This window comes from Polynucleobacter sp. AP-Ainpum-60-G11 (assembly GCF_018688375.1).
Classification (GTDB): Bacteria; Pseudomonadota; Gammaproteobacteria; order Burkholderiales; family Burkholderiaceae; genus Polynucleobacter.
In genome coordinates, this window is record NZ_CP061318.1 from 365,061 (window position 1) to 384,382 (window position 19,322).

General features: G+C 45.6%; 23 protein-coding genes and 1 pseudogene. 14 read left to right on the top strand and 10 right to left on the bottom strand.

The genetic code is table 11. The annotated features are described in order from the left end of the window. Positions 1-25: 25 nt before the first annotated feature. Positions 26-373, bottom strand: coding sequence for an FKBP-type peptidyl-prolyl cis-trans isomerase (locus FD971_RS01935; RefSeq protein ID WP_251368659.1), 348 nt, complete (start codon positions 371-373; stop codon positions 26-28). Positions 374-448: 75 nt separating this feature from the next. Between FD971_RS01935 and FD971_RS01940 the strand changes: the two genes are divergently transcribed. Beyond that, positions 449-1,465 (top strand): DUF6352 family protein, encoded by a 1,017-nt coding sequence (locus FD971_RS01940; RefSeq protein WP_215334445.1) that lies wholly within the window; start codon positions 449-451, stop codon positions 1,463-1,465. Here FD971_RS01940 and FD971_RS01945 read toward each other — a convergent pair. Beyond that, positions 1,462-2,664 (bottom strand): MFS transporter, encoded by a 1,203-nt coding sequence (locus FD971_RS01945; RefSeq protein ID WP_215334446.1) that lies wholly within the window; start codon positions 2,662-2,664, stop codon positions 1,462-1,464. The two genes, FD971_RS01940 and FD971_RS01945, sit on opposite strands and share 4 nt — an antisense overlap. A gap of 251 nt (positions 2,665-2,915) precedes the next feature. Between FD971_RS01945 and FD971_RS01950 the strand changes: the two genes are divergently transcribed. Further along, positions 2,916-5,150 (top strand): NADP-dependent isocitrate dehydrogenase, encoded by a 2,235-nt coding sequence (locus tag FD971_RS01950; protein WP_215334447.1) that lies wholly within the window; start codon positions 2,916-2,918, stop codon positions 5,148-5,150. A 68-nt stretch (positions 5,151-5,218) separates the two neighbouring features. Here the strand turns inward: FD971_RS01950 and FD971_RS01955 are convergent, their stop codons facing one another. Continuing rightward, the gene (locus FD971_RS01955; RefSeq protein ID WP_215334448.1) at positions 5,219-5,866 is read right to left on the bottom strand and encodes an energy-coupling factor ABC transporter permease; all 648 of its coding nucleotides are present in this window, start codon (positions 5,864-5,866) and stop codon (positions 5,219-5,221) included. A 166-nt stretch (positions 5,867-6,032) separates the two neighbouring features. On the opposite strand from FD971_RS01955, the gene msrP reads away from it, so the two are divergent. The 4 genes from msrP to FD971_RS01975 are packed head-to-tail and all read left to right on the top strand — an operon-like array spanning position 6,033 to position 9,135. Then, positions 6,033-6,995 (top strand): protein-methionine-sulfoxide reductase catalytic subunit MsrP, encoded by a 963-nt coding sequence (gene msrP / locus FD971_RS01960; RefSeq protein WP_215335110.1) that lies wholly within the window; start codon positions 6,033-6,035, stop codon positions 6,993-6,995. A gap of 23 nt (positions 6,996-7,018) precedes the next feature. Then, complete coding sequence (locus tag FD971_RS01965; RefSeq protein WP_215334449.1) at positions 7,019-7,606, top strand: sulfite oxidase heme-binding subunit YedZ; 588 nt, start codon at positions 7,019-7,021, stop codon at positions 7,604-7,606. Positions 7,607-7,619: 13 nt separating this feature from the next. Beyond that, a complete protein-coding gene (locus tag FD971_RS01970) occupies positions 7,620-8,195 on the top strand; it encodes a lipocalin family protein (RefSeq protein ID WP_215334450.1) in 576 nt (191 codons plus the stop codon). 1 nt (position 8,196) lies between these two features. Continuing rightward, positions 8,197-9,135 carry an MBL fold metallo-hydrolase gene (locus FD971_RS01975; RefSeq protein WP_251368660.1) on the top strand — a complete coding sequence of 313 codons (939 nt, stop codon included), beginning with the start codon at positions 8,197-8,199 and terminating at the stop codon, positions 9,133-9,135. Positions 9,136-9,143: 8 nt separating this feature from the next. Here FD971_RS01975 and FD971_RS01980 read toward each other — a convergent pair whose 3' ends face one another. Continuing rightward, positions 9,144-9,977 carry a hypothetical protein gene (locus tag FD971_RS01980; protein WP_251368661.1) on the bottom strand — a complete coding sequence of 278 codons (834 nt, stop codon included), beginning with the start codon at positions 9,975-9,977 and terminating at the stop codon, positions 9,144-9,146. A gap of 52 nt (positions 9,978-10,029) precedes the next feature. On the opposite strand from FD971_RS01980, the gene FD971_RS01985 reads away from it, so the two are divergent. Continuing rightward, a complete protein-coding gene (locus FD971_RS01985; RefSeq protein WP_215334451.1) occupies positions 10,030-10,800 on the top strand; it encodes an SDR family oxidoreductase in 771 nt (256 codons plus the stop codon). 6 nt (positions 10,801-10,806) lie between these two features. On the opposite strand, the gene FD971_RS01990 is transcribed toward FD971_RS01985, so the two are convergent. Beyond that, positions 10,807-11,346, bottom strand: coding sequence for a DUF2889 domain-containing protein (locus FD971_RS01990; protein ID WP_215334452.1), 540 nt, complete (start codon positions 11,344-11,346; stop codon positions 10,807-10,809). 101 nt (positions 11,347-11,447) lie between these two features. On the opposite strand from FD971_RS01990, the gene FD971_RS01995 reads away from it, so the two are divergent. Continuing rightward, positions 11,448-12,182, top strand: a complete 735-nt coding sequence (locus FD971_RS01995) for a pseudouridine synthase (RefSeq protein ID WP_215334453.1) — start codon at positions 11,448-11,450, stop codon at positions 12,180-12,182. Next, positions 12,175-12,477: a 4a-hydroxytetrahydrobiopterin dehydratase gene (locus tag FD971_RS02000; protein WP_215334454.1), complete on the top strand. Its 303-nt coding sequence runs from the start codon at positions 12,175-12,177 to the stop codon at positions 12,475-12,477. The genes FD971_RS01995 and FD971_RS02000 overlap by 8 nt, the downstream gene beginning before the upstream one ends. 5 nt (positions 12,478-12,482) lie before the next feature. Here the strand turns inward: FD971_RS02000 and FD971_RS02005 are convergent, their stop codons facing one another. From FD971_RS02005 to FD971_RS02015, 3 genes are read right to left on the bottom strand one after another with little or no spacing between them, the layout of a single operon-like run. Continuing rightward, positions 12,483-12,701 carry a hypothetical protein gene (locus FD971_RS02005; RefSeq protein ID WP_215302665.1) on the bottom strand — a complete coding sequence of 73 codons (219 nt, stop codon included), beginning with the start codon at positions 12,699-12,701 and terminating at the stop codon, positions 12,483-12,485. A gap of 58 nt (positions 12,702-12,759) precedes the next feature. Then, positions 12,760-13,302 carry an isochorismatase family protein gene (locus FD971_RS02010; RefSeq protein WP_215334455.1) on the bottom strand — a complete coding sequence of 181 codons (543 nt, stop codon included), beginning with the start codon at positions 13,300-13,302 and terminating at the stop codon, positions 12,760-12,762. An 11-nt stretch (positions 13,303-13,313) separates the two neighbouring features. Further along, a complete protein-coding gene (locus FD971_RS02015; RefSeq protein WP_215334456.1) occupies positions 13,314-13,844 on the bottom strand; it encodes a GNAT family N-acetyltransferase in 531 nt (176 codons plus the stop codon). A gap of 111 nt (positions 13,845-13,955) precedes the next feature. On the opposite strand from FD971_RS02015, the gene FD971_RS02020 reads away from it, so the two are divergent. From FD971_RS02020 to FD971_RS02035, 4 genes are all read left to right on the top strand, one after another. Next, on the top strand, positions 13,956-14,729 hold the full coding sequence (locus FD971_RS02020; protein WP_251368662.1) for a sulfite exporter TauE/SafE family protein: 774 nt from the start codon (positions 13,956-13,958) through the stop codon (positions 14,727-14,729). Positions 14,730-14,745: 16 nt separating this feature from the next. After that, on the top strand, positions 14,746-15,066 hold the full coding sequence (locus tag FD971_RS02025) for a hypothetical protein (protein WP_215334457.1): 321 nt from the start codon (positions 14,746-14,748) through the stop codon (positions 15,064-15,066). 19 nt (positions 15,067-15,085) lie between these two features. After that, positions 15,086-15,934, top strand: coding sequence for a peptidylprolyl isomerase (locus tag FD971_RS02030; protein ID WP_256442902.1), 849 nt, complete (start codon positions 15,086-15,088; stop codon positions 15,932-15,934). A gap of 137 nt (positions 15,935-16,071) precedes the next feature. Then, complete coding sequence (locus FD971_RS02035) at positions 16,072-16,635, top strand: phasin family protein (RefSeq protein WP_215334459.1); 564 nt, start codon at positions 16,072-16,074, stop codon at positions 16,633-16,635. 6 nt (positions 16,636-16,641) lie between these two features. Here the strand turns inward: FD971_RS02035 and FD971_RS02040 are convergent, their stop codons facing one another. Both FD971_RS02040 and FD971_RS02045 read right to left on the bottom strand, forming a co-directional pair. Then, positions 16,642-17,610 carry a sodium-dependent bicarbonate transport family permease gene (locus FD971_RS02040; protein WP_215334460.1) on the bottom strand — a complete coding sequence of 323 codons (969 nt, stop codon included), beginning with the start codon at positions 17,608-17,610 and terminating at the stop codon, positions 16,642-16,644. 3 nt (positions 17,611-17,613) lie between these two features. Beyond that, the gene (locus FD971_RS02045) at positions 17,614-18,486 is read right to left on the bottom strand and encodes a LysR family transcriptional regulator (RefSeq protein WP_371743048.1); all 873 of its coding nucleotides are present in this window, start codon (positions 18,484-18,486) and stop codon (positions 17,614-17,616) included. Between the two features lie 119 nt (positions 18,487-18,605). Between FD971_RS02045 and FD971_RS09900 the strand changes: the two are divergent. Further along, a pseudogene (locus FD971_RS09900) lies at positions 18,606-19,274 on the top strand (TerC family protein); the annotation flags it as partial. Between the last annotated feature and the right edge of the window lie 48 nt (positions 19,275-19,322).

Sequence of the window (19,322 nt, forward strand, 5' to 3'; positions counted from 1 at the left end):
ATTACTTGCAGATGCATGCTTGGAATTAATTGACTCCGTGTAGCTCTACATCAAATACCAAGGTCGCATTTGGGGGAATCACACCACCAGCACCACGTGGTCCATAACCCATCTCCGAAGGGATAATCAGGGTACGTTTACCGCCAACTTTCATACCCTGCACACCTTGGTCCCAGCCTTTAATAACATGGCCAGCTCCTAGGGGAAAGCTAAAAAACTGACCGCGATCGAGGGAGCTATCAAACTTCTGGCCTTTGTGATCCGGCGCATTCTCGTCAAATAACCACCCGGTGTAATGCACATCTACTTCATTCCCAGCAACAGCTTCTGCGCCATCACCAACAACGGTATCTATTTTTTGGAGTTCGCTCACGTTTATCTTCCTCTTTGGCTGAAATTGAAGGGCTAGTATATTCTGAGCGTAATCTTTTTGTTCGAGCAAACCAACATGACAAACTTCTGGCCACATTCAGCGTATCAAACCCTTGCAGTGGGCTCGGACAATCAATTGCTAGTGACAGATGATTTTCTGCGTACTTACTTATTGCGCCCGGAATTAAAACTCGTCCCGGAGTCTTGCGATGCTGAGCGCGCTCTTCATCAGTGCTTGAGTGAGAACCCCCGAGCAACTATCGCTGATCAAGAAATTACTGCGATGGCAGATCCGGATATTCAAGTGAACTATCAAGTTTGGCTCAGGTATCGAACCAAGCTATTGGCGGCTAGCTCCTTAGAGAACTTCTATATGAGCTTGTTTAAGGGTGATGGCGTGGATGTGCCGCCATTGTTTATTGCTCAGTTGGCGCAAATATTTATTCGACATATTTTGGGCGAGGATTGCAATCCTCTGGATGCTCGCATGGGAGAGATTTTCTTCCGGACTCAAAAGATCACTGTACTAGAAGATGGCGTTGTGATGGGCGCGGATGATGAGGTGGTAACTCGCAATGCGCAAGCCGGTGAGACTGGCAACATTCTCGACCTCCTTAAGAGCAAGTCGATGTCCATGCGCTCGATCGATTTAGATGTGCTGCATGAAGAAAATGCGGATCTGTATTGGGAGAAGAATGAGGATCATGATTTTGCAGTGCAGCTGAACTTTGGTCAGCCACCTATTAATCATTTTTGCCACGTCCTTGAAAAATGGGTGCAACACTTTTTAGGCGCTCAAGTTCGCGTTACCCCAATGCAGCAAATTACGGACCCCAAATGGTCTTGGCATGTTGGTTTAGATGCTGCGGCAACTGATATTTTGAACAAGCTTTACAACAAGGAGCCGGTAGATTCTGAGGAACTTGAAAAGGTTATTTGTTTATTCCGTTTGGACTTTATTGATGAGGCTGCTGTCACTCAATCTCAAGCTGGAAAACCGGTTTATTTAGCGATTGCCATGAATGATGAAAAGCAGCTCAAACTGAAGCCGCAAAACTTACTCTTCAATTTGCCCTTAGCTAAAGCATCCTAAGTAGCGGAAGCTGCATTAGTTTTCTTGCGATTGGCGCTCAGCCAAATCAAAGCAGCTGCTGTGACTGCAACAGGAAGCAGTGATCCCAGGTTTAGGATATTCCAGCCCTGCGAGGTGATGAGCGCTCCAGAGCCAAAGGAAGTGAAAGCCATGGTACCGAACACAAAAAAGTTAATGGCAGCCTGAGCTTTGTCACGCTCTTCAGGTCGATAGGCGGTCATCGCAAGAGACGTGGAACCAGTAAATAAAAAGTTCCAGCCAACACCCAATAAAAATAGTGCAATTAAAAATTGGTGAAACTCGACGCCAGTCAGTGCAATCGCAATACATAGTAGATTGAGGATCACTCCAACACCCATAATCTTGAGAGTGCCAAAGCGCTGAATGAGTGAGCCAGTAAAGAAGCCAGGTGCGAACATACCAATAACATGCCATTCCAAGACCAGCGCTGTATCTGAAAAAGGGATGCCACAAATTTGCATGGCGAGCGGAGTTGCCGCCATGAGTAGGTTCATGACGCCGTAGCCCAAAGAGGCGCCGATCACAGCCACCATAAAGACGGGTTGTCTAAGAATAGTCTTCAGATCCCTACCATCAGAAAGCGAGTGCTGGGTTTTGAACTCTTCCGGGAAATGGATGAACTGCATCACGATGATCCCAATAAAGCCAGCAATCGAAAGGGTGAGATAAGCACCCAAGAAGGCGGTATCAAAGAAGTCTTTAGTCCATGAGGCCAGGTTGGGTCCAATGACGGCCCCAAGGATTCCGCCGGCCAGCACCCAAGAGACTGCCTTATCCCTCTGGCTGACAACGGTTAGCTCGGCAGCTGCAAATCGATAGAGTTGCCCATTGGCGCTGTAATAGCCCGCAATAAAGGTGCCCAGCACAAGTAGCCAGAAATTCTTGGAGATGGCTGCATAGGCGCACAGGAGCGCTGAAAAGACCGCTACTAAGAGACCCAATTGAAAAGAAATCTTGCGACCAAAGTAATTTTGGGATTTGGCCACAATCGAGGTGGAGAATGCGCCGCCCACAACATAGCCCATCACGGGTAGGGTGGCCATCCAGGCAACCGGGCTCAGACTGAGTCCAACCAGGCCATTAATGGCAATAAAGGTCACATTATTAGTTAAAAACAAGCCTTGGCAAAGGATCAACAGAACAAGGTTTTTGTTGAGCAGAGGGTGCTTGTTAGTCATGTATCGCAGTTTACGTTGTCAGTGGATGGGGGATTGGCTTGGTGGATTCCCTTAAATTGACCGACTTCAGTCAATTTGGCGCCCAATTCCCCCTAATTTACTGGGGTCGATGATTTAAAATGGATGTCTCGGTCCAGTGCGTGAAATTACACCCAAGACAGCCAAAAGCGCCTGAAGTGTTGCGTGCGGAATACGAGAGTGGTTCGGTATAAGACCGAGCCCTAATATTTATCAATATCGAGGAAACATCAATGGCTTCAGAGAAATCAAAGATCATTTACACGCTGACAGACGAAGCGCCCTTATTGGCGACCTGTGCATTTTTACCAATCATTCGTACATTTACAGCGCCAGCTGGAGTACAGGTTGTTGAGAGCGACATTTCTGTTGCGGCACGTATCTTGGCGGAGTTCTCCGATTGCCTAACTGCTGAGCAGAAAGTTCCTGATAATTTGGCTGAGCTTGGCCGCATGACTTTATTGCCTGATACCAACATTATTAAGTTGCCTAACATCAGTGCCTCAGTTCCACAATTGCTCGCTGCAATCAAAGAATTGCAATCTAAGGGTTACAAGATTCCTGATTTCCCAGAAGATCCTAAGGATGATGCTGAAAAATCAATCCGTACCCGCTATTCCAAATGCCTAGGTAGTGCAGTAAACCCAGTATTGCGCGAAGGTAATTCTGATCGCCGTGCACCGAATGCGGTTAAGCGTTATGCCCGCAAGAATCCACACTCGATGGGTGATTGGAGTCAAGCTTCCCGTACGCACGTATCCCACATGCATGGCGGTGACTTCTACGCTGGTGAGAAGTCAATGACCATGACTAAAGCATGTGATGTGAAGATGGACTTAGTAACGAAGAGCGGCAAGACGATTGTTCTTAAGCCAAAAGTCTCCTTGCTTGCTGGCGAAATCATTGACAGCATGTACATGAGTAAGAAAGCACTTTGCGAATTCTACGAAAAAGAGATCGAAGATGCTTACAAGACTGGCATGATGTTGTCCTTGCACGTGAAGGCAACCATGATGAAGGTGTCACACCCAATCGTGTTCGGTCACGCAGTCAAGATTTTCTATAAAGATGCATTCGAAAAGCACGCCAAGTTGTTTGAAGAGTTAGGCGTTAATCCTAACAACGGTATGAGCAGCTTGTATGACAAGATCAAAACTTTGCCAGAATCTAAGCGCGAAGAAATCATTCAAGATTTGCATGCTTGCCATGAGCACCGCCCAGCATTGGCGATGGTGGATTCTGCTAAAGGTATCACCAACCTCCATTCACCAAGCGATGTGATTGTGGATGCATCGATGCCAGCCATGATTCGTGTTGGCGGCAAGATGTGGGGTGCTGATGGCCGTTTGCATGACACCAAGGCAGTGATTCCAGAAAGTACCTTTGCCCGTATTTACCAAGAGATGATTAACTTCTGTAAGACTCACGGTAACTTCGATCCAAAAACGATGGGTACGGTGCCGAACGTGGGCTTGATGGCTCAGCAGGCAGAAGAGTACGGCTCACATGACAAGACTTTTGAAATTCCTGAAGCTGGTGTAGCCCGCATTGTTGCTGATGACGGCACAGTATTGCTTGAGCAGAATGTAGAAGAAGGTGATATCTGGCGTATGTGTCAGGTTAAAGATGCGCCGATTCGTGACTGGGTCAAGTTGGCAGTCAACCGCGCACGCTTATCCAATACTCCAGCAGTGTTCTGGTTGGATGAGTACCGTCCACATGAAGCGGAGTTGATTAAGAAGGTACAAACCTATCTGAAAGATTACGATTTGACTGGTGTAGATATTCAGATCATGTCTCAAACTCGTGCAATGCGCTTTACATTGGAGCGCGTGATTCGTGGCAAAGATACGATCTCTGTGACAGGTAACATCCTGCGTGATTACCTCACTGACTTGTTCCCAATTATGGAGCTTGGTACTAGCGCCAAAATGTTGTCTATCGTGCCGTTGATGGCGGGCGGTGGCCTCTTCGAAACTGGAGCAGGCGGTTCTGCTCCGAAACACGTGCAGCAGTTAGTTGAAGAGAATCATTTGCGTTGGGATTCTTTAGGTGAGTTCTTGGCCTTAGCCGTTTCATTGGAGGATATTGGCGATAAAACCAATAATCCAAAGGTGAAGATTTTGGCTCGCACTCTGGATGAAGCTACCGGTACATTATTGGATAACAATAAGTCACCATCGCCACGTACTGGTGAGTTGGATAACCGCGGTAGCCAGTTCTACTTGGCAATGTACTGGGCTCAAGCCTTGGCTGCACAAACTGAAGACAAAGAGCTGCAAGCTCACTTTGCTCCGATTGCAAAAGCTTTGACTGAGAACGAGCAAAAGATTGTTGCTGAGCTCAAAGCGGTACAAGGTAAGCCAGCGGATATTGGTGGCTACTTTATGCCTGATCAAGCCAAGTTCAAAGCAGTGATGTGCCCAAGCACGACACTGAATGACATCTTGAAAAAAGCAGCAGCATAAGCTGAGTGAGTTTCACAAAAAAGGCAAACCACACGGTTTGCCTTTTTTCTTATGCACAACGGAAATACTTATGCATTCATATACTGTTCTTCTTGATACGTACTGACCCATTGCGGTCTGTATACCAAAAGAATAGCCAGCAGCATTCCTGAAAGCGAGCCCTCCATAAAAGAGAGGACGAGCAAGCCTAAAAACCAGCCTAAGGGGTCACTAGTTCCAAATGAACTTATCTGAAAGATCTGCTGTAAGCCAAAAATGAGGAGGCCAGTCACAAAGGTGCTGATGAAGGCGGCTAAATAGCCATTGCCTAAGATGAGAATAAACAAGTGTTTAGGTAGAAGCTTCTGAACGGCCTTCATCACACCACAAGCTACCAAAGCCGGAATGACGCTGACTAGCACGTAATGCCGTGAGGCTTCGACTAAGTCTCCGCTAATACCAAACACCCCCACCAAGGCGACGATAAACAGCAGGGTAATGGCGCTCCAGAATCCAAATAAGGCAACTAGGAGTGAGGCACCAAAAAAATGAAAGGACAGATCAATCAAGTTATCGATATTGCTATTAGGGAGGTGGGCGCGAAGATTCCAGGCGAGCGCTAATAGCAGGACGCAGGAAATGAAGATATTTCTGAGGCGAGCTTGCATTAAAACGCCATGACGGCACTTAAAAACACCTAACAAGAAAATGGCGCTTGCAGACAAAATCCAAGCCATGCTGACCTCATAAAAGGGGGTAAAAGCCTGATTTGACTCGTTTCTATCCAATGGGGGTATTGGATTTAACCCTATTACCTGGAGAGGGTTCAGCAATAAATCCTTAAGCGTAGGAGAATGAAACATATTCATCATGCAGTCTGACATCCATCAAAGAGCTATTGATATGTACATAAACGACCCTAAGCAACTTTCTCAGGAAATTACCCCCAAAGTAGTTTTTGAGGGGCGTCGCGACTTGATTAAAAGTGCTGCCGCCGGCACTTTTGGATTAGCGCTTGCACCGTGGTTCTCGCGAGAGGCTCTCGCCAGCAATCCTCAAAAGTTACTTGCCACGCTAAACCCAAACTTTGCTTTAAAAGATGAGACTACAAGTTATAAGTATGTAACCGGCTATAACAATTTCTATGAGTTCGGCACGGATAAGTCGGATCCCGCCGCCTATGCCGAGAGCTTGCAAACTCGGCCATGGACAGTCTCAATTGAAGGTTTAGTTAAAAAGCCAGTGACCTTAGATATCGATGCACTGCTCAAACTCGCTCCGATGGAGGAGCGTATTTATCGTATGCGTTGTGTTGAGGGTTGGTCGATGGTCATCCCTTGGGATGGCTACTCCCTTTCAAAATTACTCAATCAGGTTCAGCCTTTAGGCTCTGCCAAGTATGTTGAATTTATTTCCCTGGCAGATCGCAAGCAAATGCCTGGCCTGAAGAGTCAAATTATTGAATGGCCTTATCGCGAGGGCTTGCGTTTAGATGAGGCCATGAACCCACTGACGTTGCTGACCTTTGGTCTGTATGGAGAAACATTGCCCAAACAAAATGGCGCCCCCGTGCGCATCGTGGTGCCCTGGAAGTATGGCTTTAAGAGCGCTAAGTCGATTGTCAAAATTCGTTTGACGGAAGAGATGCCTAAGACCAGTTGGAGTCAGTTCGACGCCAGAGAGTATGGCTTTTATTCCAACGTCAATCCTTTGGTGGATCATCCGCGCTGGAGTCAGGCGACAGAGCGCCGGATTGGTGATTCCAAGGGAGTCTTTGCTCCAAAAATGAAAACCCAAATGTTTAATGGATATGGCGATCAGGTGGCGAGCATGTATGCCGGGATGGATTTGAAGAAATTTTATTAACGCCAAGCGATAAGTAAAGTTTGATGAAGTTATTGATTTTTCTGCTGGCACTCTTGCCTCTGGATCGTTTGATTTGGCTGGGCTTTACCGATGGCTTAGGTGCCAATCCTATTGAGTTCATTACACGCTCCACTGGAACGTGGGCGCTCGTTTTCTTGTGTTTGACACTAGCGATGACACCATTGCGTTTACTAACTAATGTAAGTTCATGGATTCGGTATCGCAGAATGTTGGGATTATTTAGTTTTTTCTATGCTTGTCTGCATTTTGGAATTTGGCTTTGGCTGGATCAAGATTTTGATCTGGCAGAAATGTTAAGAGATGTGCTCAAGCGACCATTTATCACCATGGGATTTATCAGTCTTGTTTTGCTGATTCCGCTAGCCTTGACCTCTACCCATTGGGCTCAAAGAAGGCTGGGTCGCCGTTGGTCGCAATTGCATCGACTGATTTATCTCATAGCTTGCACCGTGATCCTGCACTATTGGTGGCATAAGGAGGGTAAAAACGATCTTGATGCCGTAATAATCTATGCAATCGTTTTGCTATTGCTGTTATGTTGTAGGATTCCCTATATTCGCAAGCTCTTGGGCAAGCGATCTACCGTCTAAAGATACCCCTCCCATGATCCTGTTTTCATCTTCTCGTGCTGCATTCATTTCCACATTTTTCTTACTACTGGTTTGCTTTGGATCCCCTCAGGTCATAGCCCAGCAAGCAGACCAGAGTGTGAAGACCATAGCTACCTTAGATGTACCTCGCTATCTAGGTGCTTGGTACGAGATTGCAAAATTTCCGAATTGGTTTCAAAGAAAATGCGCTTCCAATACCAAGGCTGTATATAGCGCTAAGTCAGATGGCAATCTGCGAGTCCAGAATAGCTGCAAAACCGCCAGTGGAGAAACTACAGAAGCAGAGGGCTTAGCTCGCCAAATTGGCGCTAAGGATTCCCCAAAATTAGAAGTGCGCTTTGCTCCTGAATGGCTTTCATTTATACCTTTGGTATGGGGCGATTACTGGGTGATTGATTTGGATCCGCAATATCAGGTGGCAGCTGTCAGTGATCCAAGAAGAGAGTATCTGTGGGTTTTATCGAGATCGCCGCAGATCGATCCCAAAGTCTACGCCGATTTATTGCAGCGCCTTAAGAAGCAGCAATTTGATATTCAAAAACTTGAACTGACTACTCAGAAGAATTAAGGTGTCTCAAAAGCGCATAGATAATTATTTACTCCCGCCCGGAATAGAAATTTTCGAGCGTGGGTGGTTATCAGCAAATAATATTTTGCTCTTTGGCGAGGCTGATGTTTCCCTAGTCGATACTGGGTACTGCTCACACCAGCAGATGACTGTCGACTTAGTTAGCAATGCGCTTAAACGGCATGGCTTAAGAACCCTGAATAAAGTAGTCAACACCCATTTGCATTCAGATCACTGCGGCGGTAACGCGGCTTTGTCAGCCGTGTTTGATTGTGATATTTGGATACCAGAATCTGAGGCAATTGCAGTAAAAAACTGGGATGAGAATTTACTCAGCTTCCAGCAGTTGGGACAAGAGTGTCCGCGTTTTGCCCATCAAGCTCTGCTAGTGCCTGGGGAGGAGATTGTCTTAGGCTCCTATCGCTGGCAGATTCTTGCAGCACCGGGGCATGACAATCACTCAATAATGCTGTATCAAGATCAATATCAAATATTGATCTCTGCGGATGCGCTGTGGGAAGAGGGTTTTGGCGTAATCTTCCCTGAGCTCTGGGGTGAGGGTGGATTTGAAGAAGTGGCACAAACTCTAGAGCTAATCGAAAGTCTTCAGGTCTCCCTAGTGATTCCGGGGCACGGGAAACCTTTTACTGATGTAAAGAAGTCCATTGAGACCGCTAAATCTCGTCTAGATTACCTCTCAAGCGATGTCGATCGTAATGCTCGTCATGGAGCGAAGGTGCTCTTAAAGTACAAGCTATTGGAATGGCGCAACCAGGAAATGGTGAAAGTTAAGCAGTGGATTGAAGCTACCCCAGCCCTGGAAAGCGTTCGCCAGCAACTCAATCTGAGTGCGGAGGATTTTCAAACTTGGTTAGTGCAGGCTTTGGTGAAATCAAAGGCAGCAACTGTTGAAAAGAACTGCTTAGTCAATCTAGACTAAAACCTTCTTTAGAAATTGAACGACAGCTTGCCATAAAAAGACCAGTCGTAAACAGCGTAACTTTGTACTACTTGTTTGCTGGCACCTACTGCAAATAAGAAATTTTTATTGAGGCGATGGGTCAGCATGGCATCGAGCGGGACAAACCAACCGCCACCGCCACCAGTATTCAAGATGATTCCGTTTTCATCCCACAGTCGAATTTGAGTATCAGGAAAGACATTAAATCCCAGTGTTGGGAAGATATTGAGGTTGCGAGCTAGGGGTGGTTGATTGGGATTATTGGCTAATGAATTTCCCTTGCTATCAAAGCCATACATATATCGTAGAAGTGGTGAAAAGTCGGAGAGACGCGAGCTGCCATCTTTGCTGGGCACATATACCGTGCCAATCTGAGGTCCAACTGCCCATTGCCCATTATTGCCAAATGGAAAAATGACTCGACCGCCCAATGTACCCTCCCAGTTTTTTAGAACATCAGGGTGATTGCCCCAAACTGTCAGCATGGTATTGCCGGCGTTATAGGTCCCAGATGATTGCTCTGAAAGGGTGGGTCCATAAGTTGAAACGTAGGAGGTGTCGAGTCGCATAGTGCCTCGCCACCGGTCAAACTGGAGAGGTTGGTAATAACGCAGCTTCAAGGTATCACTTTGAGTTTGCTCTCCAAAAGCGTTGTGGTATCCCCAAAACTCGAGAACCCGCTGACTTGAATACTGATCAGACGCTTTCTCTAGGTTTAAAAAACCTCCAGAGAACTTGCTTTCATCGGCCATGGCTCCACCCACCAATCCCAGAAGGATCAATGAAGTCAGGGGGCGAGTCAAAATACGCAACAATCTCATATACGCAGTAATATAAATGACTCAGACAATGACAAACAATAAGTAGAGATATATGGAACATACAGTTTTAGTGACCGGCGCTACAGCCGGCTTCGGCGAAGCAACTGCCAGACGATTTCTGGCAAATGGCCATCAAGTTATCGCTTTAGGAAGAAGGGTGGAGCGCCTAGAGGCCTTAAAGGCATCTCTCTCAGCAGAACAGCAGAAAAAATTGCTGACCTTGGCCGTCGATGTATGCGATAGCGCTAAAGTGGATGGTCTTGCTGCCACATTACCAGCAGACTTTGCCAAAGTAACGGTGCTGGTCAATAACGCTGGATTGGCTTTAGGTCTAGAACCAGCGCATCAAGCCTATCTCACCGACTGGGATCAAATGATTGATACCAATATTAAGGGCTTGGTCCATATGACGCGCGCTTTCTTGCCGGGCATGGTGGAGCGTAAATGTGGACACGTGATTAATTTAGGTTCTGTCGCGGCGAGCTACCCTTATCCTGGTGGCAATGTTTACGGAGGGACCAAGGCATTTGTGCAGCAATTTAGCTTAAATCTCAGGGCGGATTTAATTGGTACGCCAGTTCGCGTTACTTGCGTTGAGCCTGGCATGTGCTCAGGCACGGAATTTTCGAATGTGCGCTTTAAAGGGGATGATGCTAAAGCCGATAAGGTCTATACCGGTGTGAAGGCCTTGAGTGCGGATGATGTTGCTGAGGCTATTTACTGGTCTGCTAACTTACCAAGCCATATGAATATTAATTTGGTGGAGTTAATGCCAGTGCAACAAGCCTTCAATCCTTTTAATGTTCACCGTGGTGAGTTTTAAGAAAAGCTAGAGTGTAGGCTTCCATTTGTAAAATTGGGGATAGACGCGCATTACTACCGGACCATCAAAATCCCAAGATTTGCAAGTTCCTAAATAGAGCGGCGGTTTATTCTCATCTGGATCAAATAGGGCGCCAGGGATAGACTGAAAAGCGGCGGTTGCGATATTGCTGAGAAGCTCTCGCAAATGCGTGCATCCCTTAATTCCACCAAGATGTTCATTGATGGTTTTACGCCAACCTTTACCCAGGCGCGTCCCAATGAGTGCATCCATTGGGGGGATTACTTGAGGGCATTCTGGATGAGGGTGGCTATCCATTGCAACCTCAATTGCTTGAATCACCAATTCAGTATTGACGGTAATCCGAACCCACATATCGTGAAAAGCTTGGCCGGGCTCCCAAGTTTTTCCACCGGTAGTAAAGGGATGAAATTTAAAGTCTCGTAGATGGGCTTCAATATCCCATAAGCCATCTTCTCGAGCGTAGCCCTGAAAAGTAATTTCGCGGGTATGGAGTGGGTTTCTGGGTGCTGGAGTAGAGAGCATAAGGGCAGTAAGTGATAAACGATAAAACGGTATTTACTCATCATAACGACTTCATTTGCCGGTCGCGCAGTCAGTCAGCTTTGTAGTATTCTCGGCAAGATATGGCCAAACCAATTTCTCTCGAAAAAATATTATTTAGCCAAGGATTTGGCACTAGGCGCTATTGCAGTGATTTAGTCTATGCCGACCTAGTGAAGGTAAATGGTGTTTTAGCAGAAGATCCTGAGGAGCGCATTGCGACTGAGGGATTGATGCTAAATGTAGAGGGTAAAGATTGGGAGTTTCATGAAAAGGCCTATATTGCCTTTAATAAGCCACCAAACTATGAGTGCTCTCATAAAACCACACATCACCCCAGTGTTTATAGCTTATTGCCTAAGCCGTTTGTAGAGCGTGGCTTGCAATGCGTTGGCCGCTTGGACTTCGATACCACTGGCCTCATTTTGATTTCAGACGATGGTCAATTTATTCACAAGATGACTACGCCAAAGAAAAACATTGGCAAAGTGTATGAGATCACTACCCCCGAACCTATCACCCAAAAACAGATCGACCATTTACTGAACGGGGTTGTGCTGGATGATGATCCAAAGCCTTGTTTTGCTACGGCATGCAAGCAGTTGAGCGAACATGTTTTAGCAATGACTATTGTTGAGGGGCGTTACCATCAAGTGAAGCGAATGATGGCGGCAGTTGGTAATCATGTTGCCAAGCTTCATCGCTCTGAAATCGGGCAATATGTGATGCCTGCGGATATAGCCGAGGGGGAATGGCGTTGGCTGTATCCAGAAGATTTACAAATGCTATCTAAAAGTGTGGATACCCCCAGTGCCTAAGCCAAAACTAGTTACAAGCGATTTTGATTTTGAAAAAATTCTGCCTGAATGGCAGGTCGACCACGGTACTCAAGAGTTAGGTCGGGTCTTTGTGTTTAAAGACTTTAAAAGTGCCTTTGAGTTTATGACGCTGTGTGCAAACTTCGCCGAGGAATTAGACCATCATCCCGATTGGTCGAATTCATGGAATAAGGTGTCAGTGCGTTTGAGCACCCATTCAATGAAGTCTTTGACTGAGCTCGATATCACCATGGCATGCGCCATGGATCAATTCGCCCTTCAAGTTAAAGGCTAGTTCGTTTACTGAACTTCCTCATCCTCTTCATCTTCTGAGGTAATACTCATCAGAATAGTTGCCAATAAACCATAAACAACTTCAGTGGCGATCATGCCATCTTCATCAAGCTCATCAATCAGATCATTCAGGCAATCTTCTGTTGGCTCATTTAAGAGAGTCATGGCGCATTCGCACCCATAGTCAAAATCTTCGTCGTTTTGGGTTTGAGTGTCGTTCGTCATAGGAATCCTTTAGGTGATGCTGCAGAATAGCAAATAAAGGCTCACTAGCCCAGCCCTATTATTTCAGGAGCGCAAGAACTTCTTTGAAGACTGGATTTTGAGCGCTCTTTAACCATTCAAATCCCAGCATTTCTGCGGTAATTGGTCTAGCACCGGCTGCATGCAGTCGATCAAGGGCAATTTGCTTATCAAGCGTACGGCGCGAGCCAACCCCATCCACCACCACTGATACATCAAAGCCTTCATCGATCAGTTTGAGTGCTGTTTGCATGAGGCAAACATGGGTTTCGCAGCCCATCAGAATGCATTGTCTGCGGCCATCTGAGATGGCTGCTATGAGGCCATCAGCGCAGGCATTGAAATGCTCCTTGCTAATAGTTTTGCTGCAAAACGATTTGATGGATTCAATATTGCTCCCTAGACTTTTTGGGCTTTGCTCGGTTCCAATAATCGGAATCTCGAGCAGTTGAGCAATCTTGGCAATCCGGATGCACTGATTGAGAATGGCCTCACCTTGATCAATTGCGGGCATCAGACGCCCCTGTAAGTCAATGAGGATGAGGGTGGATGACTCCGAATGAATGTGATTGGATGTATGCATAGCTATAGTGTTCAGAGTTTTAGTTTGACAATTTTAAAGTCGGGATCTTCATCTGGGTTGCTAATCTGAAATCCTAACTCTGAAACTAAGTGCAACATTTTTAGGTTTTTACTTAAGACATAGCCAAGCATTTCTTCTAATCCGTTTTCTTTTGCACATGCAATCAGGTCAAGCATTAAATGCGTACCGATGCCATGTGTAGTGTGGTCATCACTGACGCTGAGAGAGAACTCACACGTATTTTGATTGGGTGGAGTCACGTACCGTGAGATACCTACAATCTCCTCGATACCTGTTTGATTTGGCATGACTGCCACGAGAGCCATTTCCTTTTTGTAGTCCAAGTGCAAAATATCATCCAAAAATGCATCAGGAAGTTTGGAGATTGCATGGGCAAATCTCATATATCGGCTATCAGGCGAGAGATGATTAAATAAGCCAATGATTCCGTCACGATCATCTAGCTGGATAGGGCGTATGAGGTAGCATTCGCCGCTATCAAGGCCGTCAGTCTGATTGGAAAAAGAAATAGGTGTCTTCATGAATGAGAGGTAGGTAAGACATGAGGCTTTAGGATACCTTTATATATACGAATCCACACCCATTTAGCCCTAAAATAGCTATTCCACCCTATCGTCATCGGTCATTTCCTCATGATTTCCTTGGTTCAGGCTTTTAATGATCACTCCTCTGCCTTTTTTATCTTGGCTGCGATTAGCGTCATTATTGTGGGCATTTCTAAAAGTGGATTTGGTGCAGGCCTAGGAGTACTGTCCTTGCCGCTGATGGCTAGTCAGTCCAGCATCAATGAGGCTCTAGCAATCTTATTGCCACTCTTAATTGCAATTGATTTGGTTGGTTTGCGACGATTTCTCAAGAATGCCGATTGGCGAATACTGAAGTTGGTTTTATTACCCGCTGCATTTGGAATGCTTTTGGGCTATCTCTTTTTTTCGGCCATTACCCCGAAGATCCTTTCACTCTCAATTGGCATCTTTACATTGCTCTTTTTGATCCAAAGTGTAGTGATGTCGCGCATTGATCTAAAAGGAGCTAAGCCATTTCCCTGGTTAGGCAGATTGATGGGGGGCGTATCCGGCTTCACTTCTTTTGTGGCGCACATAGGCGGGCCTCCCATCACAATCTATATGCTCAGAGAGAAAGTCTCCCCCATGGTGTACACCTCAACCTTGGGTATCTTTTTCACTGTGATTAATTTCGGGAAGCTAGTTCCTTACGCTTATCTTGATTTACTGAACTTCAATCAATTAGCCACTTCAATACTGTTTTTGCCCTTAGTGCCAGTAGGCGTCTACCTAGGATTTTATTTGGCTAAAAAGATTTCGGCTAAGTGGTACTACATCACCGTCCAGTTTTTCTTATTGCTTGCTAGTATTAAATTAATTGCCGATGGCTTGCTCGCCTAGGTATAAAAAAGAAAGCATGATGACTATATCCATTCGGTGTACAGCAATCACGATATGTATCTTTGCTTATAGTTACGCCATTTCACCAACTGTGATCGCACAAACATTTTCACCTTATACACCTGCGCAAATTCAGGAGTTTAATAATCAAGCTATTGCGCCAATCGAGACTCCTTCAGGCCCAGTTTATGTAGAGCGGCCACCTGTTAGTCAGCAGCCCAAAGTGCCATTTGATTCTCGCTATATCAAAAATCCAGATGGTGAAGAGCAGGCCGAAGCACAAGGCGCTGAATCAGCCGCACCATTTGAGCCAATCCCCGCAACCTTCACCTTCTGACACTAGCTAGCTGGTAACATTGCTTCAATATTTTAGAAAAGAGTTATTTATGAAATTCCATTCCATTCGTTTTATTGCAAGTGCTCTGATAGCCTTCGGCTTTGTAAGCGCTGCATATTCCCAAAATTCTTTGCCAGTCAATGCTGCCGCCTCTGTTAATGGATTCATCATTTCCAATGACGCTGTTGAGCAAGGTATCCAAGCGGCCTTATCTCAGGGTCAAAAAGATTCACCAGAGCTACGTAAAGCAGTGCTTGGAAAAATGATTGAAATCTCACTCTTATCGCAACAGGCTGATAAAGATGGGCTTGCTAATTCTGATAGAGCCAATAGTCAGCTAGCCCTCATTCGTCAAAATTATTTAGCAGACTTAGAGTTGTCGACTTATATGTCGCAAAATCCTGTGAGCGATGCTGATGTGCAAGCGGAGTACAACCGCGAGATTGCTTCTTTGGGCCCGCAAGGCATGATTGTGGAATACAAGGTCAGTGATATCGCTGTTGCTACTGAAGCTGACGCCCAGGCCGCCCTAGCTAGGATTAAAAAAGGCGAGTCTTTTGATAAGGTGGCTAGGAGTGTTTCTCTGGCGCCAAATAAAGTGCAGGGTGGGGCTGTAGGCTGGGTGCAAGCAGGTCAGACATTGCCACAAATTGCTAGTGCTCTGACTACTCTTGCCAAGGGTCAAGTTTCACCAGCACCAATTCAGATGCCGCAAGGTTGGTATTTGATTAAGTTAGAAGATAAAAAATCTAGCAAGCCGCCTACTTTTGAGCAGGCTAAAGCAGCCATTCGTAATGGATTGATGCAGAAAAAACAGTTTGAATTCTTATCCCAATTGCGTCAGGGCGCGAATATCGTCGTACGCTAATTAATCTAGTGGGGTTAAAAAGGGTGCCTGTGGGTGCCCTTTTCTATTTCTGCCAGCCTCTAGTGGTATTTCTCTATCTCCATACCAGCCATTCGGGAGTAGATTGAAAAAATCACAAATAAACAAGGGGAGTGCAAATGAGCAAGAATCCATTTGATTTAGGTGCAATTGCAAATCAGACCAAAGGTATGAAGGCAGCTCAGGCGGCTGGCCAAGCGGCACTCACAAGCGCCCAGGAGATTGCTCAATTAAATCAGCGTGCTGCACAAGAGCTTTCTGCTCGATTGCAAGCTAAGGTTGCAGAGCTCATGAAAACCCAGGATCCCAAGGCAGCATTTGATTATGTCCACGCTGAGGTTTTGCAAGATGCTGCAAAAGAAGTGGCTGATTATCAAGCCCAACTTTTTCAAGCTTTAGCTAGCGGAAATAAAGAATTGGCCAAAATTGCCGAGACAATGATTAAAGACTCTCAGCATGACTTAATCCATTTCGTGAATGAAGCTACTCAAAATGCTCCAGCAGGAACCGAGCCCTATACCTCTGTATTCAAAGCCTCATTCAATAATGCACTTCAGAATTTTGAATTGATTCGTGCGGCAATGGCAGACTCATTTGCTGGCTTTGAGAAAAATGTTGAAAATATGAGTAAGTTTTCATCAGTGCAAAAAAGCAGTTCTTCATCCAAGTCAAAAAAGAAATAGCGTTTTTTATATTACTAATTTGGCGATCATGGAATACAGGGGAATGCCTAAAATAATATTGAATGGGAAGGTGATTCCCAGCGACATTCCCATATAGAGCCCGGGATTTACTTCGGGCAAGGCGTGTCGTAAAACAGCAGGTACGGCAATGTAAGAGGCGCTAGAGGCAAGAACCATTAGAAGTATGGTGTTCCCCAGTGGCAGCCCCACAAGCTTGCAGAGTCCCAATGCGATGAGGGCATGTGAAAAGGGTGAGCCAATCGCATAAAGCAAGGTGATAGTTGGTTTTCCACGCAGGTCTTTAATATTTCTGGCTGCCATTAAACCCATGTCCAGGAGGAAAAATGCGAGCATTCCCTTGAAGAGATCAATTGAAAATGGCGCCATGAGCTTCTGACCTGCATCCCCGCTGATTAGGCCCACGACCATCGACCCCAGCAAGAGAAGTTGTGCACCATCGGTAAATGACTCATGCAGTATCTTTGAGATGCCTGTTTGTTGATACCCATTTTTAGTCTGGTTTATTTGTGTAGCCCTCGCTTTGTTTGCTAAAACGATTGCAAAAATAACCGCCGGGGACTCCATGAGAGCCATCGCCGCAGCCATGTGGCCGCCATAACTGATATTGAATTGATCTAAGTATTGGGTGGCTGTAATAAATGTGACCGCACTGACTGAACCATAGGTAGCGGCAACGGCTGCTGCATCAAATGCATTCAATTTAGTTCTCAGAATTTGATAGCCAATGATGGGAATAAGAATGGCCAGAAATATAGCAAGACCGAGAGAGAGTGCAATCTCTACAGTAAAGCCTGACTTATGTAGGGCAAATCCTCCTTTGAGGCCTAATGCCATTAATAAGTAGAGCGATAGAAATCGAGCGATTGGTTGCGGGATTTCTAGATTCGATTTCACGGCACCAGCAAATGCACCAAATATAAAAAAGAGAATTGCTGGGTCTAAAAAATTTGCCATAGCCTAACGCCTAATAATTGCCTCTACTAGTGGGTGCTGAATTTTCTTTTCCGAGCGAATGGCATAAAAATATTCATAGATATCTTCGCACTTACCAATCATTTCGATGTGATAGGTTTCTTGCAAATCTTTTCTAATACTTTCGCCGGCAGGAAACACTCCAAGGCCACTCGCTGCAAAGGTTTTTAGTAGGGCGCTATCCTCAAACTCTCCAGCAATATTGGGGTTTATGCCATTTTCGGCAAACCATTGATCTATCAAATGCCGAACCTTCGAGTGGGAGGTTGGCAGCAAAATGGGTAAATCATTCAGACAGGCTGGAAATGCTTTCTTAGATTGCTTAAGTAGCTTCTTAGGGCCAAACCAGGCTATCGATGACTTTATTAATTCTTCGCTGTAAACATGTAGATTTTTGTTTATTGGTGCAGGCCTATCAGCAAGAACAATATCTAATCTATGCAAGGCTAGATCTGCTAAAAGATCTTCAAATTCACCTTCATGCGCAATGAGCTGCACATCATTTTTTTCCAGAATAGGTTCTAGTAGCTGTCTAGTTACCAGCTTTGGCAGACCATCTGATACTCCAACTGTAATTTTAATTTTAGGAGAGCTTGCAGCCTCTCTGACTGCTTCGGGCAATCGCTCCCCTAAGAGAAAGATTTGATCGGCAATTTCAAGGGCGGCATATCCAGACTCGGTTAACGCAATCCCGCGACCGGCCGGCTTAAATAGGAGATATCCAAGCGATTTTTCTAATTCATGCACTTGGGCGCTAATTGTCTGGATTGCGATATTGAGGCGTTCAGCGGCCTTAGACATGCTGCCTTCTTTAGCAACTACCCAAAAGTAGTAAAGGTGGCGATAGTTATAGAGCATTTTAATTGTCAGTTTTTTACGAAATTATTATCAATATATATCTGCTTTTAGTTAAGTGCAAATCGGCCTACATTAACCCCATGGAAATCCATGGAATCCATGGGTAATTATTTGAGGAGATGAAATTGGAACTATTTAGCCCGGAATTCTTTTCGGCTTTGCTCGCAATTATCGTGATTGATTTAGTGCTTGCGGGGGATAACGCGATTGTGATTGCGATGGCTGCTAGAAACTTGCCAGCGCATCTACAGAAAAAAGCAATCGTTTGGGGTGCTGTAGGCGCTATTGCTGTCAGAAGCGCTATGACTTTAGTGGTCGTCTATTTATTGAAGATCCCTGGCCTGATGTTGATAGGTGGCTTGCTATTGGTTTGGATTGCTTATCGCCTACTGAATCCTGAACAAGAAAAGGATGAGCACGGCCAAGCCTCCACTACCTTTTGGGGCGCAATGAAAACTATTGTGATTGCAGATGCCATCATGGGTCTCGATAATGTTCTCGCAGTAGCGGGCGCATCACACGGCAGTTATGTGCTTGTAGTCCTAGGATTATTAATTAGCATTCCAGTAGTCATTTGGGGGTCTACACAAATACTCAAGCTCGTTGAGCGCTACCCTTCTGTGACTTACTTGGGTGCTGGTGTGCTCGCATGGACTGCCGCAAAGATGATGATTTCTGAGCCTCTATCTCAAGAGTGGCTTGCTTCCCAGGGCCCTGCTTTGGAATACGTGATTCAAGTAGCTGTTGTGTCGGGTGTATTAGCTAGTGGTTTTATTAGAAGTAGGCGTGCGCTTGAAGGTGTGATTGCTCCTTCGGTTGTAGTTCCGGAGTCGGCA